Annotated in this window: 18 protein-coding genes and 2 tRNA genes; 8 read left to right on the plus strand and 12 right to left on the minus strand. The window is 68.3% G+C overall.

Annotation, left to right across the window (positions count from 1 at the left end; all coding sequences use genetic code 11):
* Positions 1 to 152: 152 nt before the first annotated feature.
* From AB0H36_RS12495 to AB0H36_RS12505, 3 genes are all read right to left on the minus strand, one after another.
* Positions 153 to 431 carry a GntR family transcriptional regulator gene (locus tag AB0H36_RS12495; protein WP_360520639.1) on the minus strand — a complete coding sequence of 93 codons (279 nt, stop codon included), beginning with the start codon at positions 429 to 431 and terminating at the stop codon, positions 153 to 155.
* 471 nt (positions 432 to 902) lie between these two features.
* Positions 903 to 1,604, minus strand: coding sequence for a hypothetical protein (locus AB0H36_RS12500; RefSeq protein ID WP_360520642.1), 702 nt, complete (start codon positions 1,602 to 1,604; stop codon positions 903 to 905).
* Positions 1,605 to 1,898: 294 nt separating this feature from the next.
* A tRNA-Ile gene (locus AB0H36_RS12505) sits at positions 1,899 to 1,975 on the minus strand.
* 128 nt (positions 1,976 to 2,103) lie between these two features.
* Here AB0H36_RS12505 and AB0H36_RS12510 point away from each other — a divergent pair.
* Complete coding sequence (locus tag AB0H36_RS12510) at positions 2,104 to 2,247, plus strand: hypothetical protein (RefSeq protein WP_360520645.1); 144 nt, start codon at positions 2,104 to 2,106, stop codon at positions 2,245 to 2,247.
* Positions 2,248 to 2,441: 194 nt separating this feature from the next.
* On the opposite strand, the gene AB0H36_RS12515 is transcribed toward AB0H36_RS12510, so the two are convergent.
* From AB0H36_RS12515 to AB0H36_RS12540, 6 genes are all read right to left on the minus strand, one after another.
* Positions 2,442 to 2,514: transfer RNA gene (locus tag AB0H36_RS12515), tRNA-Asn, on the minus strand.
* Between the two features lie 137 nt (positions 2,515 to 2,651).
* Positions 2,652 to 3,191, minus strand: coding sequence for a hypothetical protein (locus AB0H36_RS12520; protein ID WP_360520648.1), 540 nt, complete (start codon positions 3,189 to 3,191; stop codon positions 2,652 to 2,654).
* Between the two features lie 280 nt (positions 3,192 to 3,471).
* On the minus strand, positions 3,472 to 4,434 hold the full coding sequence (locus AB0H36_RS12525) for a sigma-70 family RNA polymerase sigma factor (protein ID WP_360520651.1): 963 nt from the start codon (positions 4,432 to 4,434) through the stop codon (positions 3,472 to 3,474).
* A 257-nt stretch (positions 4,435 to 4,691) separates the two neighbouring features.
* Complete coding sequence (locus tag AB0H36_RS12530; RefSeq protein WP_360520654.1) at positions 4,692 to 5,192, minus strand: SRPBCC family protein; 501 nt, start codon at positions 5,190 to 5,192, stop codon at positions 4,692 to 4,694.
* Entirely contained in the window at positions 5,189 to 5,515 is a 327-nt protein-coding gene (locus AB0H36_RS12535) for a metalloregulator ArsR/SmtB family transcription factor (protein WP_360520657.1), read from the minus strand. The genes AB0H36_RS12530 and AB0H36_RS12535 overlap by 4 nt, the downstream gene beginning before the upstream one ends.
* A 21-nt stretch (positions 5,516 to 5,536) precedes the next feature.
* The gene (locus tag AB0H36_RS12540) at positions 5,537 to 7,093 is read right to left on the minus strand and encodes an amidohydrolase family protein (protein ID WP_360520660.1); all 1,557 of its coding nucleotides are present in this window, start codon (positions 7,091 to 7,093) and stop codon (positions 5,537 to 5,539) included.
* Positions 7,094 to 7,173: 80 nt separating this feature from the next.
* Here AB0H36_RS12540 and AB0H36_RS12545 point away from each other — a divergent pair, with 80 nt between their 5' ends.
* From AB0H36_RS12545 to AB0H36_RS12555, 3 genes are read left to right on the plus strand one after another with little or no spacing between them, the layout of a single operon-like run.
* The gene (locus AB0H36_RS12545; RefSeq protein WP_360520663.1) at positions 7,174 to 7,950 is read left to right on the plus strand and encodes a uracil-DNA glycosylase family protein; all 777 of its coding nucleotides are present in this window, start codon (positions 7,174 to 7,176) and stop codon (positions 7,948 to 7,950) included.
* A 39-nt stretch (positions 7,951 to 7,989) separates the two neighbouring features.
* On the plus strand, positions 7,990 to 8,859 hold the full coding sequence (locus AB0H36_RS12550) for an exodeoxyribonuclease III (protein WP_360520666.1): 870 nt from the start codon (positions 7,990 to 7,992) through the stop codon (positions 8,857 to 8,859).
* Positions 8,859 to 9,974: a hypothetical protein gene (locus AB0H36_RS12555; protein ID WP_360520669.1), complete on the plus strand. Its 1,116-nt coding sequence runs from the start codon at positions 8,859 to 8,861 to the stop codon at positions 9,972 to 9,974. The genes AB0H36_RS12550 and AB0H36_RS12555 overlap by 1 nt, the downstream gene beginning before the upstream one ends.
* On the opposite strand, the gene AB0H36_RS12560 is transcribed toward AB0H36_RS12555, so the two are convergent.
* Positions 9,967 to 10,467 (minus strand): DinB family protein, encoded by a 501-nt coding sequence (locus AB0H36_RS12560; RefSeq protein WP_360520672.1) that lies wholly within the window; start codon positions 10,465 to 10,467, stop codon positions 9,967 to 9,969. The two genes, AB0H36_RS12555 and AB0H36_RS12560, sit on opposite strands and share 8 nt — an antisense overlap.
* 48 nt (positions 10,468 to 10,515) lie before the next feature.
* Here AB0H36_RS12560 and AB0H36_RS12565 point away from each other — a divergent pair, with 48 nt between their 5' ends.
* Positions 10,516 to 11,547, plus strand: coding sequence for an aldo/keto reductase (locus AB0H36_RS12565; protein ID WP_360520675.1), 1,032 nt, complete (start codon positions 10,516 to 10,518; stop codon positions 11,545 to 11,547).
* Here AB0H36_RS12565 and AB0H36_RS12570 read toward each other — a convergent pair.
* Positions 11,528 to 12,112, minus strand: coding sequence for a hypothetical protein (locus AB0H36_RS12570; RefSeq protein WP_360520678.1), 585 nt, complete (start codon positions 12,110 to 12,112; stop codon positions 11,528 to 11,530). The two genes, AB0H36_RS12565 and AB0H36_RS12570, sit on opposite strands and share 20 nt — an antisense overlap.
* A gap of 26 nt (positions 12,113 to 12,138) precedes the next feature.
* Here AB0H36_RS12570 and AB0H36_RS12575 point away from each other — a divergent pair, with 26 nt between their 5' ends.
* On the plus strand, positions 12,139 to 12,864 hold the full coding sequence (locus AB0H36_RS12575) for a DUF5995 family protein (RefSeq protein ID WP_360520681.1): 726 nt from the start codon (positions 12,139 to 12,141) through the stop codon (positions 12,862 to 12,864).
* Here the strand turns inward: AB0H36_RS12575 and AB0H36_RS12580 are convergent.
* Positions 12,861 to 13,565, minus strand: coding sequence for a M50 family metallopeptidase (locus AB0H36_RS12580; protein WP_360520684.1), 705 nt, complete (start codon positions 13,563 to 13,565; stop codon positions 12,861 to 12,863). The two genes, AB0H36_RS12575 and AB0H36_RS12580, sit on opposite strands and share 4 nt — an antisense overlap.
* A 130-nt stretch (positions 13,566 to 13,695) precedes the next feature.
* On the opposite strand from AB0H36_RS12580, the gene AB0H36_RS12585 reads away from it, so the two are divergent.
* Positions 13,696 to 15,762, plus strand: a complete 2,067-nt coding sequence (locus AB0H36_RS12585; protein WP_360520687.1) for a S41 family peptidase — start codon at positions 13,696 to 13,698, stop codon at positions 15,760 to 15,762.
* A gap of 159 nt (positions 15,763 to 15,921) precedes the next feature.
* Positions 15,922 to 16,623, plus strand: a complete 702-nt coding sequence (locus tag AB0H36_RS12590; RefSeq protein WP_360520690.1) for a calcium-binding protein — start codon at positions 15,922 to 15,924, stop codon at positions 16,621 to 16,623.
* Positions 16,624 to 16,625: the final 2 nt, after the last annotated feature.

The following is a 16,625-nucleotide window of genomic DNA, read 5'->3' on the forward strand; positions in this document are numbered from 1 at the left end:
GCCGCATCCCGGCACCGGTCGACACCAACTAACCAACCGCAGAGGGGTCCATATTCAACCGTCGACAAAGGGTCCGTTTTCAGCCGTCGTTGACAAATCCCATGAAACGTGGGCCTGGCGGTTCGGCAGGCTCGCTTGTCTCTAGCTTCATTTCAGCTCTGTGAAGCACACGGCGATCTGAGCTCGGTGACCGACGCGAATGGTTGCCCATCGCCACCAGCTACAGTCGCGCGCTTTCCACGTGAAGCTGTGACGAGTCCTGCCGCAACCAGTAGCGCGACAGCTTGATGTGCGGTGCTGGCAGCTACCCCGTACCGGGTCGCCAGGGCCTTCTCGGTCGGCAGTGGATCATTCGGGCTCAGTATTCCGGCGTCGATCGCGCCACGCAGATCGGCGGCGATCCGCTGGTAAGGCTGAAGCGCCTCGTGCAAAACGCTGGCGCTGGAGCGGCGGCCTTGTCCGTGCGCGGGCTGCTTGACGTCGGTCTCGTCGGCAATCGGGTTGGGGTCGAACCTGCCGCACGTTGATCTGCCTCAGACCACCATGCGGTGTACACCCTCAGCGTTGTCGTCCCTCCACCGGAGTGGCCCAATCGGCCGGCCGCCGCGCGCACGTTGTAGCGCGCGTTGATCAGCTCGGGCGCGTTGTAGTGACGATGGTTCTTCAGCGTGGTGTTGATCCCGAGGCGCTTCGCGAGCCTCGCGTACCGCTTCGTGACTGTGTCAGGGTGATGTGGAGTCCTTCCATCAGGGACGGGGGAGTAGATGTATCCGTGCGGATTGAAGGGGATGCCTGCCTGCTCGGCGCGCTGACGGGCTCGCTGTTCCTGCTCGTCCAGTACGGCATCTGACTCGGCGTCGAGAACAACTCGCCGTTGTTGGTGGGTCTTTGTGTCCTGCTCATCAGTTGCCCGTTGTCGTTGATAAAGATCGAGCGTTCGACGCGGAGGACGGACGTTGCGCCGTTTCTGCGTTCGAGGTCGGTCCAGCGCAGTGCGCACACCTCGTCGCGGCGGTTCCCTTTGTTGGCTTCGTCGACAGGAAGGATCCCCAGTCCTCGTCCTCCTCCCATGCCGCAGTGATCAGCCGCCCGACCTCATCGACAGCGGGCGGCTGCGGATTCGGTATCGGTAGGCCTGGCTTGTCGGCGTGGTCGGCGGGCTTGACGGAGATCCACTTCCACACGACTGCTCGGTCTAAAGCCCCGCTGAGAATCCAGTGGATCTGCCGCACGGTCGAATCGCCGAGGCCTCTGCAGACGTGTGGTTTGCACATGCGGCGGCATCGGCGACAGCCCTCTGGATTGTTGCGGGGGCACCGGTGTCCTTCGTGTTCGTCACACTGATGGGGGACCGCGGTTCGGTGCTGGATGTACTTCTGCCCTCGGCAGTGGTCCCGGCATCGGCGGAGGTCGGCGTAATACGAGTCGAGTATCTCGGTGTCGAGCCGGGCTGGTTGCGTCGTCCCGAGAAGGGGCATGATGTGGTTATCGTACTTCGATCGATAGTTCCGCTTCGTGAGCGTGTCGACATCGAGCACGTTGAAGTACTTGACCATTAGCTGGTCGACCGTCGCGCGGGTCTTGGGATTGCGCTTCTCATCCACCTGGTCAGAAGCCGTGTGCGGGCCTTCTCGGCCTCGGCGGCCTGACGCGGCCCGACGGGAACGACCTCGGTGAGGTAGAGGTCCTTCTTCGTGACTGGGTCAGCACCGGCATATACCCGCACCCTGAAGGGATCCGGAGGTCAGCCGGCGGACTGAGCCCCGGCGCCGCTGGCTTCTGAAGTTGACGCGCCATGCGCAGGCCGTAGCACGGAGTTATGGCGCGAATCATGGCACGCGACGCGACGCGAGCTAGTCGAGTAGTCGCTCGAATCGCCTCTGACCTACGGTTGTGCTTGGTAGGGCGGGTGGGACTCGAACCCACGACCCAAGGATTATGAGTCCTCTGCTCTAACCGGCTGAGCTACCGCCCCGTGTGCGGGAGATCGTATCGGGTTTGGGTGGGTGGGGCGCGAAACCAGGGGTGGGTCAGGGGTTTGACTGAGGGGTGGGTGGGGTGGACCGGGCATGATGGAGGCAGGTCCCGAGGAAGGGAAGACCGATGGGCTGGTTCATATTCTTCGTGCTCGTGGTGGGCGCGGTGGCGGCGTACAAGTACCGGGTGCCGCTGATCGCCAAGCTGACCGGGCAGCCGCAGCACCGCATCCAGCGGGCGATCGATCGGCGGAAGGACAACAAGAGCTGATCAGGCGCTCGTGAGCTGGGCCGGGCGGTGGGTGCAGGGTGCCGCCGTCCGGTCTGTCGGGTCCGTCCGGTCTGTCGGGTCGCGGTGCGGCGTACGACGGCACGCGGTTGGGCGTACGACGGCATGGGGTGCGGCGTGCGCCGTACGAAAGGCATGAAAGAAGCCGGTTCCTGAGCGGATACCGGCTTGGGTTGCTCCCGCGACTGGACTCGAACCAGTAACCTGCCGGTTAACAGCCGGCTGCTCTGCCAATTGAGCTACGCGGGATCGGTGTGTATCTTGCCCCCGATCCCCGAGGACCTGAGTAGGTTAGCAGGCCCGGGTCGAACTACAAAAACGGGATTCCGGGGCAGCGAGTTGGCTTCCGGAGCAAATTCGGGGGCAGCTTCTGGGGTGGCTGCCGGTCAGATGCCGAACTCGTCGCGGACCTCCTTCAGGGCGGCTTCGGCGGCGTCGACTACGCCCGGCTGGCTGGGCTCCAATCCCTTGTCCAGAACGAAGTTCCAGGTGACCGGGGCGTCGGTGTCGGCGGGGCTGCGGCGGCCGACGATGCGGACGCCGCGCTTGCCGGTCAGTGGGACGTGGCGCCGTACGACGATGCTTGCGTCGACGCGTTCGCGGAGCAGTTGGCCGAAGCGGCCGGGGTCGTCGAGCTTGAGCTCGGTCGCGCGCAGCGGGGTGCCGAATGCGGTGGTCTCGTAGATGTGCATCACAGACGCCTCGGAGTCCCAGCCGGCGCGCTCGATCGCCTCCCAGCCGACCCGGCGGAGCTCGCCCGGGGTGTCGGTGGGGAGGTAGACGGCGGCGCGGGTGCCTGCGACCCAGTGGCCGTCGGCCAGCTGGACCGCGGCCAGGATGTCCTCCTTGCCGCCGGCCGCTTGCTTGGACGTGGCGGTCACTGACTCGGTCAGTTCGCGGGGCCAGGTGCTGCGCCGGAGTCTCACGCTCCCATCATTCCAGTTGGTCCAAGGGGGGTTGGGGTGGGTGGTGCCCCTGCCGCATGCCGCCGCGGTTTGTGCGGGTAGCTCCCGTTCGGTGCTTTGCAGGTTGGTGGTCGGGTGGTCGTTGGTGGGCAGGCAAAGCACCGAACGGGAGCAGTTCGGGGGTGAGGGGGCGGTCGGACGAGAGGTGGCGGCGTGGTCGGGCGAGGTGGCGGGGTAGTTGGGCGGGAGGTGGCGGGGTGGTTGGCGAGGTGCGGCGGGGGGGTGGGGTTGGGGTGGGTGGTTAGGCGGCGTAGTCGCGGAGGTGGGGGGTGGCTCGGCGGCGGAGGTGGCGGAGGGCTTCTCGTTCCAGGGTTCGGATTTGGTCGGGGGGCAGGTTGAGGGCGGTGGCGGTTTCTTCGGGGGTGGACGGTGGGTGGCCGTTGAGGCCGTAGCGGTGGTGGAGGACGGCTTGGTGGAGGTCGTCGAGGAACTGGAGGTGGTGGGCCAGGTCTCGGCGGAGGGCGGCTTGGAGTACGACGGACTCGTCGTCGATCAGGGCGTCGGAGTCGTCCAGGTCGAGGGTTTCGGGGTGGACTCGCCAGGCCTGGGCGCGTTCGACGCGGGCGATGGTGAGGTCGGCTGCGGTGGCCAGCTCCTGGGTGGTGGGTTCGCGGCCCAGGCGTTGGGTGAGGTCGTGCCGGATCGCGGCCAGCCGGCAGGCGTCGGCGTACGCCTGGGCGGGCATGCGGACCAGGCGTGATCGGTCGGAGATGGCGCGGCCGATCGACTGCTTGATCCACCAGATCGCGTACGTCGAGAAGCGGTGGCCGCGGCGGTGGTCGAACCGCTCGACCGCGCGCATCAGGCCGATGTTGCCTTCCTGGATCAGGTCGAGGAGCGAGATGCCCTTGCCCGTGTAGCGCTTGGCGAGCGACACGACCAGGCGCAGGTTGCCCTCGATCATCCGGCGCCACGAGCGGCGGCCGAGCGCGACCACCTGCCGCAGATCGGCCGCGTCCTGACCATCGGTGCCCTGACCAGCGGTGCCCTGACCGGCCGGGTCACGGCCGCTCAGGTCGCAACCGGCCGGCCCGCCGGCCGCCGGTTGTCCCGCGGCCAGGCGTTCGGCGGCCAGCAGGCCGGCTTCGATCCAGTACGAGTGCTCGTTGACCTCCTCCAGGGTGAGTAGTTCGTGGTGCCCGATCTCGCGCAGGTAGGCGATGAGCGCGGTGATGTCGGCGGGTTCGCAGTCGAGCTCGGCCATCCGTTCCCCTCTCTTCGTCAGAGAGAGTGCCCTGATCTGCCCCACCGCGGGGCGCTGACTTTCCGTCGGTGGATAACTACCGGAGGTCATCACACCTGCCCTGTGGACAACGGGCTGGGCCGGCCACAGGAGCCGTACGATGCGCGGCTGCGCGCGAGGCGCGACGTCCGGAGGCGTAATGCGTTGGATGCCGCCGGGCCGTAGGCCCCAAAGTGGTGGGGCAGTTCTGAGTCGCACGTGGGCCAGAGCGTGCCCGGCTACTGCCAGCTTGGGTACGTCGAGGCGACTTCCTCGTAGCGAATGGTCCAGTTGGGGAGCTGGTTCCCGGCGAGATGGCAGGTGAGGCGATCCAGGAAGGCGTGAGTGCCGGGGAGGAAGCCTCGTGCGTTGGTCGGGGAGAGGCCGATATGGGTGAAGGTCAGAAGCGTGCCTTCGCCGTCCGGGCTGAGCTCGTAGCGGACAACGCTCGACTCGACGATCCGCTGGTTCCACTCGTGTTCCAGGACGTACGGCGGGTCCCACACCAGGATGCGGCCGGTGAGGCGCTTGGCGTCGGGAGCGGCCGGCGGCTCGTCCGGCATCATCTCGATGAAACCGCCGGCCCGTGGGTCGATCGTGGTCTCGCCGAACCACGCCTTGCGCTCCAGCGGATCGGTGAGCGCGGCCCACACAGCCCCGATCGGGTGCGGCAGGTGCCGGCGGAACGTCATCGTGGCCCGGTCACCATCGATGGTGAGCTCGCCTTGCGGGTCGGTCATTCCTCAGTCTCCTTCTGGCTCAGGTGGTGCTCCAGCGCGTCGAGGTGCCGCGGCCAGTACTTGCGGTACCGGCTGATCCAGTTCTCGATCTCGAGCAGCCGATCGGCGCGGAGCGCGTAGATCCGGCGCTGGCCGTCCGGGCGGACCTCGACCAGGCCGACCTCGCGGAGGATGCGGAGGTGGCGCGAGACGGCCGGCTGGGTCAGGCGGTGCAGGTGCTCGACCAACTCGCCGGCCGGGCGGTCCCGCTCGGCGAGCAGGTCCAGGAGCTCACGCCGACTGGGTTCCGCGATCGCCTCGAACACGTCCATGGCCAGAAGCATTACAAGAAGCGTATATACAGATCAAGTGATATATCCGCGGAGCCCCGAGAGCAGTCCGTCGTGGAATGGGTTGGCGTCGACCGCGTCGAACCAGGCCGACCCGGTGGTCAGCGGTTCGTACGGCGGAATGGTGACGGGCGGCGGCGTCGCGGCAGACGGGCCACGGCGGCGGAGCTCGCTGTCCAGCTCAGGCGCCGGCATGTCGGGCAGCAGGACGAAGCTGCCGTCGGTGTCCATCGGACCGTCACCGGCGACGGCCGCGGCGAAGCCGGTCTCGTCGGCAGCGGCCAGCGCGGCGAACGTGGCGGCGGCCCGGGCCGAGGCGGCTGATGGGTTCTTCCGGATCTCCTCCAGCTCGGACAGCACCGATTTCCAGGTGACGGTCGGGTCGCCATAGTCGATCGACCGGGAGAGCCGCCCGACCGAGATCGCCGTCGCCGCCGGAGCCACCACTTTCATCAAGGACCGCAGCCCGTAGCGAGCCCGCCCGCCGACGACGACCAGGCGTACGTCGGCCTCGGTCGCCGCGATCAGATTCCGGTGGACGTCGGCATGATCGCGCCGTACGACGATCAGGTCGGCCAGCGCGCCGCGTTCGATCCGGCCGAGTGGGTGCGGCCAGACGCCCGACAACGCCTCGCCGGGATTGGACGTAGCCAGCTGCACCAATTCCTCGTCCGTGAACACCGGTGACGGCTGCGCTTTGTTCCAGATATCGGCGACCTTCAACTCCCACAGCACATTCCGGGTCCCCGACGGCGCCCAGTCCGAACCGATGCACAGCCGTACGCCGGCCGCTTTCGCCGTGGCCACGTCCGCGGTCGCGCCGTACAGCCAGTAGTTCGAGAACGGCGACCAGACCAGGCTCGACCGGCCGGCCTTCATCCGGGCGAAATCGGCCGCGGTCAGCGCGCCGCCGTGAATTGCCACCAGTTGCGGCGTGACGACGCCGACCTCGTCGAGCAGCTGGAACTCCTTGCGTAGTTTGGGATCCGACCCCTCGGCCGAGTGCGCGATGAATCCCCGCCCCTGCTGGACGGCGGCGGCGTACGGTGCCAGCGCCTCCTTGCTGTCGGCAACAAGAGTGCTGACCCGGATGAAGTCGTCGCGGGTGCCGAGTTTCTCCGAGTCGACGTTCCGGATCAGGTCGTTGTCCGGTGGTACGGCGCCCCGCGGATTGCCCTGGATCGACGTCGTCCCGCCCACGATGGCGCGCGTCTCGACGTACCGGAGCAGGGCGCGCCCGGCCGCGGCGCCGAGCAACCTGGCAGGCTGACTGATCTGCTCGCTGTACGTCGGCGCCCGCCCCCACTGGTTGTGGGAGGTCCACGGAACCGTGCGCGAAGGCTCCGTCCACAACGGCAGGCTGTTGTACATCAAATGGTTGTGCAGGTCGATCAGGCCGGGATAGATGAGGCCGCCTGCAACAAGTCGCGGCGCATTCTCGAATCCGGCGGGTACGGCGTCGAGCGGGGTGACAGCCGCGATCAGTCCGTCGTCTCCGACGTACACCGCGCCCTGTTCGAGCACCTCGCCACCGGACCGCATCGTCACGACGGTTCCACGCAGTACAAACATGTCCCCTCCCGCTCTACAATCCCCGTGCCGCCCCTGTTCACGAGCGTAGGTCAGGAATCGTTGAGGGGGAGGTATTGACGATGGCCGATTTCGATCCCGGCCCGCCGGCCGCGGTGGCCCGGCACTTCGCGAATGTGCCGAGTTATGCGGATTTCCGGCAATTGTTCTGGCACGACTGGGGCCCGGTGTTCTACCGGGGCCGGCTGAATCGCAGCGCGCGATTGCTGGCGATCGCTTCCGATCCCGGTCCGACCGAGCGGATCGCGGGCCGGACGCTGGTGGGGGATGCCGGGCAGCGCGTGCAGGGGTTCCTGGCCAAGCTAGGCCTGACGCGTAGCTACGCGCTGGTCAACGCGTACGCGTATGCGCTCTTGCCGTCGCGTGCGCAGCAGGCGGCGCCACTGCTGTCCAAGCCCGACCACCTCACCTGGCGCAACACGCTGTTCGACATGATCACCGGTCCGGACCTGCAGGCGATCGTCGCGTTCGGCACCCAGGCGCGCGCGGCGCTCAGGCTGTGGGAGAACAAGCCCGACGTGCCCGTGTTCGAGGTGCCGCACCCGTCGAGCCGCAGCCCGAAGGTGCTGGTGGACAACTGGCGCGAGGCCGTGACCGACCTCCGGGCGATCGTCACGCCGGACGACGACGGCGACCCGTCGATGCCGAACTACGGCCCGAAGTTCCTCGAGACCGACTACGCGCCCATCCCGCCGCGCGACCTGCCGTTCGGCGTGCCGCCGTGGCTGGGGGACGACGCTTGGGGCCGCAAGGACAAGCCGCGGCACAACAACAGCGTGGAGCGCCCGGCCAGCGACCTCCGCAACACCTTGGTCTGGCGGGCCCCGAAACTCGGCTGAAGCCTGAAATGGTCCGTGCCGGGGGCTACCGTGGGTCGGGTGCGAGTAGCGACCTGGAATGTGAACTCGGTGAAGCAGCGGCTGCCGCGGTTGCTGGGGTGGTTGGACGAGCGGCAGCCGGACGTGGTGTGCCTGCAGGAGACGAAGCTCGCGGACGACGCGTTCACCGAGTTGCTCGACGACGAGCTGACCGCGCGCGGCTACGAGACGGCCCTGTACGGCGAAGTGCAGTGGAACGGTGTCGCCCTGCTCTCCAAGGTCGGCCTGGAGGACGTGGTCACCGGTGTCGCCGAGGCGCCCGGCTTCCCGAAGCCGGAGGCCCGCGCGGTCGCGGCGACCTGTGGTGGCATCCGCATCCACTCCCTCTACGTGCCGAACGGGCGGGTCCCCGACTCCGATCACTACCACTACAAGCTCGCCTGGCTCGCGGCCCTGCGTGAGGTCGTCGCGGCCGGACCAGCCGACCAGATCGTCTGCGGCGACATGAACATCGCCCCGACCGACGCCGACGTCTTCGACCCGGCGGCGTACGTCGGTCAGACGCACGTGACCGCGCCGGAGCGGCAGGCGCTCGCGGACCTGATGGCCGCCAAGGACCTGCACGACGTCGTCCGCGATCGCTGGCCCGACCACCGGATCTTCAGCTACTGGGACTACCGCGCCGGCATGTTCCACCAGGACCTCGGCATGCGGATCGACCTGATGCTCGCGACCGAGCCGGTGGCCGATCGAGTGAAGGCGGCGTGGATCGATCGTCAGGCCCGCAAGGGCACCGGGCCGAGTGACCACGCGCCGGTCATCCTCGACCTCGACGTCGCGCCGGACGGCGACATCGGCCCGGTCGTGCCGCCGCCGTCCGCGCCGCGGACCGGCCGGAAGAAGACCACCAAACTCCCGCAGAACCGCTGATGCGTCGCCTGGTCGCCGCCGTCCTGGCGCTGGCATGTCTCGCCGCGTGCAGTGAGGCCAAGTCGTCGACTCCACCGGTCAACTGGACCAAGGTCGACGTCGGCGCGGAGCCCGTCACACTCACCCAGTACGGCGACCAGTTGCTCGTCGGACTGCGTGACCGCGGTGCCAAGGTGGTCCCGCAACTCGTGGTCCTGGACGGCGATCAGCGCAAGCAGGTCAAGGTGACGCCGTCGCCGAAGAGCCCGTACGCATTCGAGGCGATCTGGTACTCGATCGCGTACGACGGCAAGCAGTTGCTCGCGCTCGGCGGCGCAGCCGGTGGCGCCCACTCGAACACTCGCTGGACGGTGTGGACGGGCACAGTCGACGGCGGTCTGGTCGAGCGTCCGCAGGAGTTCAACACGTTCGGCGGGCAGACTGCCGGCGGGCTGTACTCGGCCGTCATCACGCCGAGCGGTCGCGCCTTGCTCGGCTCCTGGGGCGGTGTCGAAACCGGGAACGACGCCGCCGTCTGGCTCCCGGAGAGCGACGCGAAATGGGTCCGGCAGAACCCGGCGAAGACGGCCCTGCAGAGTACGCCGTCCCTCCTGGTCGGACCGAGCTTCGGTACGACGCTGGGCGACAGCATCGTCCTGGTCGGGTCACAGGTGCGCCTCGCGCCGAACGTGGTCGTCCAGGAGGCCGCGGTCTGGCAATCGGCCAAGCTCAACCAGGGATGGCGTGCGATCGGGCTGCCTGATCCGGGCAACCGCAGCCAGGCGATGACCGCATCCTGTGACTCCTCCGGCTGCTACATCTCCGGATACGTCGACAACCAGCTGGCCATCTGGCAGCTGTTGCGCGGCGGCCCTGCCAAGCGACTCAAAGACGTGCCGGCGATTCCGGTGGGGGACAAGGACAAGCTGCCACCGCCGCTCGCCGTCGGCGACAAGGTCGTCCAGATCGTTGCTCAGGACAACAAGGTCAAGGTGGTCAGCGGGAATGACGGCGGCTGGACCGTGCGGGAGTCGAACGACGGCCCGCAGGGTCCCGTCGTGGACGCCGCCTACACCGCCTCGAACAAGCTCTACCTGATCGTCGGCACGTCGCTCTGGGAAACCAAGCTCAACTGAGCAGACCCTTCACGTACGCCGCCTGACCCGCGTGCTGGTCGCAGTCGTTGATCACGCTGACCAGGCGGACACCGAGCGAGACCGGCGGATTCCAGTGGCGGTCGACGATCCGGTCCAGGCCCTCGTCGGTGACTGTCTTCAAGAACTCCACCGTGCGGTCGTGCACAGCATCGTGGTACCCGAGCAGCTGGTCGGCAGACAGTTGGACCAGCGCGACCTGCTTCGGCGTGTGCGCATACCCGGTGTCGGCGGCGTCGAACGGGAGCCCGAGCCGCTCGTGCCACCCGTCCGCGGTGTACACCTGCTCGTAACCGCCCGCGTCGGCCAGATGGTCGTCCTGCACGCGGGTCAGGTGCCACACCAGCCAGGCGATCGAGTTGGCCGTGTCAGCCGGTCGCGCGGTCAGAGTAGTGTCGTCGAGGTCGGCTACGACGTCGTGCACCACCTCACGGATCCGGCTGTGGGCGTCGATCAGCAGCTCACTTGTATCCATGAACAGCCACCGTAGTCGGCCGTTCGGACAGTCTGAGAAGGAGCAACCGTGGAATACCGCACTCTGGGCGCCAGCGGCGCCGTCGTCTCCACCTACGCGCTCGGCACCATGACGTTCGGCAACGAGACCGACGAGGCCGGCTCGCACGCGCAGCTGGACCGGTACGTCGAGGCCGGCGGCAACTTCGTCGACACCGCGGACGTGTACTCCGCCGGGGTCTCGGAGGAGATCGTCGGCCGCTGGCTGGCGAAGAGCTCGGCGCGCGACGACGTCGTACTCGCCACCAAGGGCCGGTTCCCGACCGGCGACACACCGAACGACGTCGGCACCTCCCGTCGCCACCTCCGCCGTGCCCTGGACGCGTCGCTCAGCCGGCTCGGCGTGGACCACGTCGACCTCTACCAGCTGCACGCGTGGGACCCGGTCACCCCGCTCGAGGAGACGCTCGGCTTCCTGGAGGACGCCGTCCGCGCGGGCAAGATCTCGTACGGTGGCCTGTCGAACTTCACCGGGTGGCAGCTGCAGAAGGCGTGCGACCTGATCGACCGGCGCGGGTGGTCGCGGCTGGTGACGCTGCAGCCGCAGTACAACCTGCTGGTGCGTGAGATCGAGTGGGAGATCGTCCCGGCCGCGCAGGACAACGGCCTCGGGCTGCTGCCGTGGTCGCCGCTGGGTGGTGGCTGGCTGACCGGGAAGTACTCGTTCGACGAGGAGCCGACCGGCGCGACCCGCCTGGGCGAGAACCCGGACCGCGGTGTCGAGTCCTGGCATCGCCGCAGCCGCAACCAGCGCGTCCGCGACGTGGTGGATGCAGTCCGGGAGATCGCTGAGGCGCGGGGCATCTCGATGGCGCAGGTAGCGCTCGCGTGGCTGGTCGACCGCCCGGCCATCACGTCGGTCATCCTCGGCGCGCGCACGATGGAGCAGCTCGACGACAACCTCGCCGCCGCGGACCTGCACCTCACAGCGGACGAGACCGCCAAGCTGAACGAGGCAAGCGACCCAGGCGCCGCCGACTACCCGTACGGCGGCCCCGGCACCGACCAGCGCTCCCGCCCGATCACCGGCGGTCGCGCCTGATCTCCACTGCCTGCCGGAGTGCAGCGTGCGACGCCACCAGCGCGCGCCGCACTCCGGCGAGCAACGGGTCGTCGCGCTTGCGCCCTGCCTGGACCCAGCGGTCCGACAGGTCCATCGCCTCGACCCGCTTGGCGACCGCGGGGCGGACCGCCTCCGCCGAGCCGTCGTAGACATAGGCATAGAGGTCGGCCATCGCGTCCTCCAGGGCCCCGTTCGCGCCGGAGTCCCGGTGGACCCGCCACCACTCGACCTCCAGCGCCGCCGCCCGCGCCGGGTCCATGAAAAGGCAGCCGGAGCGTACGACGAGCTCGTAGAACCGGCGCATGTACGCACGGGCCGCGTCCGGCTGGTTGTCGGGGTACGGTGCCCACACCTGGTTCGCACGCAGTACGTACCAGGCTCCGAGCAGTGTCCGGTGCGGTGTCATTCCGAAGGCGGCTCCGACCAGTCCGACGGAGGCGACGAGGAAGTGACGCCATTCGTGCAGGTAGTAGGCGGCCCAGGCGTCGGCTTCGCGGTTGCCGACGACAACCGGGTCGAATGTGCGTGGTCCAGATGCCCCCATGGTCCCTCCCACCCCGAGGAGATCCGATGATCGATGGTATTGCAGGTGTTGTCGCCCGGATGCAGGAGCGGCTGGACGCGTTGCCGCCCGAGCTGGCGCACCGGCGGATCTTCCTCAGCACCTACCTGCGCACCACGCAGGCGGTCGGTACGGCGGTCGAGCAAGGCCGCTTCGAGGACCCGGAGTGGGTCGAGCGGTGGGACGTGAAGTTCGCCGAGCTGTATCTGGTTGCGCACGACGCGGCACAGGGCGCTGCACGACCCTGGCGGCTTGCCTTCGGGACGCCCGCGGACATGCCGCCACTGCTGCACGTCCTGCTCGGTATCAACGCGCACGTCAACTACGACCTGCCGCAGGCGCTGCTGGCCGTGATCAGTGACGAGGACTTCACCGATCCACAGCTGATGGCCATGCGCCGTCGCGACCACGAGCGGATCGACGGTGTGCTGGCCGAGCGGGTCGCCGCGGAGGACAGGCAGCTTGGCGGCGCAAGGAGTCTGCTCGACCAGGTGCTGACTCCGCTCAACCGGCTCGCGTCGCGGCGGTTCCTGCGCGAGTCCCGTCAGGAGGTGTGGCACAACACCACCGAGTTGCAACGCGCTCGCCTCGACGGCGAAACGGCGTACGCGAACCGCTTGGCCGAGCTGGAGCTCCTCAGCGCCGCCAAGATCGCCGACCTGCTCCGCCCAGGCCAAGTGCTCCTGCGACTCGCCATCACCGGCTTCGGCGTGACACTGCCACCACCGGCCTAGTCCGGCAACACGCCTGACCACACGACGCCGACTGCCAAGCAGGCGAGCGTCACCAGTCCGAAGAAGCCAACCCACATCAGTGCCGGTACGCCGGTCAGGCGCCGCAGCTGATCCGCGTCCGAACTACGGCCGCCACCGCCTCGACGTGAGTGCTGCAACTCCAGCACGGCGCGCGGCGCAGCCAGCAGCAGGAACCACGTCAGCAAGTGTGCGAACGCGGACTGCACGTCCGGCGATCCCCACCAGGACACAGCGAACACAACCGCACCGAACACCAGCACCGACCACAGTCCGAAGAGATTGCGGATCTGCAGCAACAGGACCAGCAAGGCGAGCAGCAGTCCCCACAGCAGCGCCACGGCGTACCCACGGCTGAGCACGAAGGCTGCAGCAAGCCCGAACAGTGCCGGACCGGGATAGCCGGCCAGCAGTACGGCGATCATGCCCGGGCCAGTGGGGTGGCCGCGGGACACGGTGACCCCGGACGTGTCGGAGTGCAGCCGGATCCCGGCCAGCTTCCGTCCGACGAGCGCGGCGATCAGACCGTGCGCGCCCTCGTGCGCGATCGTCACGACCTGCCGCGTGTACCGCCAGATCGGCCGCCAGGCGATCAGCAGCAGCGCCGCGACCCCGGTGCCGATCACCACCCGGAGCGACGGATCCGGCTGCACCGACGTCAAGCTGTCCCAGACCTCATCCACCACCCCATCCTTGCAGCACAGTGGTCAACCGCTGTCCCGTTGACATCGCCCGGTGCGCGGACGACGGTGGAGGGATCGTGGCCCGGGGAGGGGCTGCCGCATTGGGGGAGAGATGTCACAGCCACGCAGTATGAAGTCGACTACCCAGAAGACGACGACGGCGAAGAAGACCAGCACCGCCAAGAAGACCAGCACCGCCAAGAAGGCGCAGGCGACGGCGACGACCGCCTCCAAGCGGGCTACCAGGAAGACCATCGCGAGTACCGCCGGGACCCGCGCGGCCCGGGCAGCGACCACCGAGGCAGCGGCGGCCGCCGTACCCCTGCCGCAGTTTCTGGCCTCGGCCGGAACGTTGACGCTCGGGCAGCGGAAGCTGCTCGTCGACCAGTCGTTGCTGATCCTCGACCAGAACTACGTGCACCTGCCGCTGAAGGCTGCGATGCACGCGGTGAACCCGTTGCAGCGGCTGCGGGTGATGCGGTCGCGGATGGAACGCCAGACCGCCGACACGATGGAGCCCGAGTGGGTGTTCCACCGGCAGATGTCGAGCATCTTCCACTCGGTGCGCGACCTGCACACCAACTACCTGCTGCCGGCTCCGTTCGCCGGCAAGATCGCCTACCTGCCGTTCATGATCGAGAAGTGCTACGACGCGGCCGGCGACGAGCACTACCTGATCACCAAAATGGTGACCGGCTACTCGGCGCCGCAGTTCGGTCCGGGCGCCGAGGTGACGCACTGGAACGGCACCCCGATCGCCCGCGCCGTGGCCCTGAACGGCGCGCAGTTCGCCGGGAGCAACGACCCGGCCAACCTGGCGCGTGGGCTGGAGTCGCTCACCCTGCGGCCCCTGCTCATCCAGCTACCGCCCGACGAGGCATGGGTCACGCTGACCTATCTCGGTCTCGACGGCTCCACGCAGGAGCTGCGCGAGGAGTGGAAGGTCACAGCGAACCTCCCGCCGATGACGGATCTGGACGCGGTCAGCGAGACTTCTGCCTCGATGGGTCTGGACCTTGACTCCGACGAGAAGGCACGGGCGAAGAAAGCGCTCTACGTACGCGACGTCGTCGAGCTGGAGCGCGGTCAGAGCTCGGCCGAACTCCGGACGCCGGCCGCGGTCGGTGCCGCGGACCTGCCGACGACGATGCCCGGCGTCTTCCGGGCCCGCGAGGTCGTCACTCCGGACGGGGCCTTCGGGCACCTGCGGATCTTCACCTTCAGCGTGCAGAACCCGGTCGCGTTCCGGGACGAGTTCGTCCGGCTGGCCGGGCTGCTGCCGCAGCGTGGCCTGATCGTCGACGTCCGTGACAACGGCGGCGGTCACATCTTCGCCAGCGAGTTCACCCTGCAGACGCTGACCCCGCGGCGAATCTCGCCGGAGCCGGTGCAGTTCATCAGCACGGCGCTCAACCTGCGGATCTGCCGCCGGCACAAGGACAACCCGGCCGGCATCGACCTCGGTCCGTGGTTCGAGTCGCTCGAGCTGGCGACCGAGACCGGGGCGGGATACTCGGCCGCGAAGCCGATCACGCCGGAGGACGGCGCGAACGACATCGGCCAGACGTACCACGGCCCGGTGGTGCTGATCACCGACGCCCGCTGCTACTCGGCGACCGACATCTTCGCCGCCGGGTTCGCCGACCACGAGATCGGAACCATCCTCGGGGTCGACGACAACACCGGCGCGGGTGGCGCGAACGTGTGGACGCACGGGTTGCTCGCCGCGCTGCTGAACGAACCACCGCCGCCGGACTCGACCTCGCCGTACGAGGCGTTGCCGAACGGCGCGAACCTGCGCGTCTCGATCCGCCGCACGCTGCGGGTCGGTGAGCTGTCCGGTACGCCGGTCGAGGACCTCGGCATCCGGCCGGACGAGACCCACAAGATGACGCGGGCCGACCTGCTCGAGGGCAACGTCGACCTGCTGAACAAGGCCGGCTCGTTGCTGGCGGCGATGCCGTACCGCAGGCTCGGCGTGTCGACCTCCTTCAGCGGTACGACGCTCACGGTCACGCTCGACGTGGATGGGATGAACCGGGTCGACCTGTACCTCGACGACCGGCCGATCAGCTCCGAGGACCTGACCGGTGCGCCGTTGAGCATCGACATCATCGACGTCAGCCCGGGGCAGCTGCTCAGGGCGGACGGCTACCAGGCCGGGACCCTGGTCGCCTCGCGCCGGCACACCGTCTGAAGGATGTAGTTCCGCGCTGACCGCTGGGGTGACGCCACTAGGTGCCTGTGGCGTCACCCCAGGCTTATCGCCAAGGCACTGCTGCTGGTGCTGTGATGTCCGTAGGTCGTGGATCGCTCGGTGAAGTCCGCGGCGACCGGCCTTAGGGGAGGGGGAGTCATGCGCAAGCTTGCTTTGGGGTCGGCGGTGCTGCTGCTCGGCACGGTGCTGCCGACCGCTGCGAACGCCCAGGAACCGCCGCTGTGCGGTCCGCCCGGCGAGGAGGTGCCGGCCACGATCGTCGGGGCGGGCACCATCGTCGGCACGAGCGGTGACGACGTGATCGTCGCCAGTGCCGGCAACGACATCGTGTTCGCCGGTGACGGCGACGACATCGTGTGCGCGGAAGGCGGGAACGACACGGTGGACGGCGGCCGCGGCAACGACGTGCTCATCGGCGACGAGCTCGACAGCGTGCCGTTCGCGCCGTCGAACGGGGCGAACAACGACGTCCTGAACGGTGGCCAGGGCGACGACCTGCTGGCCGGTCTTGGTGGCGACGACACTCTGAACGGCGGTCAGGGTGCGGACCAGCTCATCGGGTTCGGCGGGGCGGACACGATCAACGGCGGAGCCGGTGCGGACACCGCGTTCGGCGGACCGCTCGACGACGTGATCACGGGTGGCCCGGACAACGACACGCTGTTCGGCACCTTCGGCAGTGACACGATCAGTGGTGGATCCGGCGACGACTTTGTCGACGGCGACAACCCGTTCCCGCCACCGCCCGGTGGCCCGCCGTTCCCACCCGGCGGCAACAACGATGTGTGCAGCGGTGATTCCGGCACCGACATCGTGCAGAACTGCGAGGTCACGTCCTGACC

Origin of the sequence: Kribbella sp. NPDC050820, assembly GCF_040653975.1 — a bacterium.
Taxonomy (GTDB): Bacteria; Actinomycetota; Actinomycetes; order Propionibacteriales; family Kribbellaceae; genus Kribbella.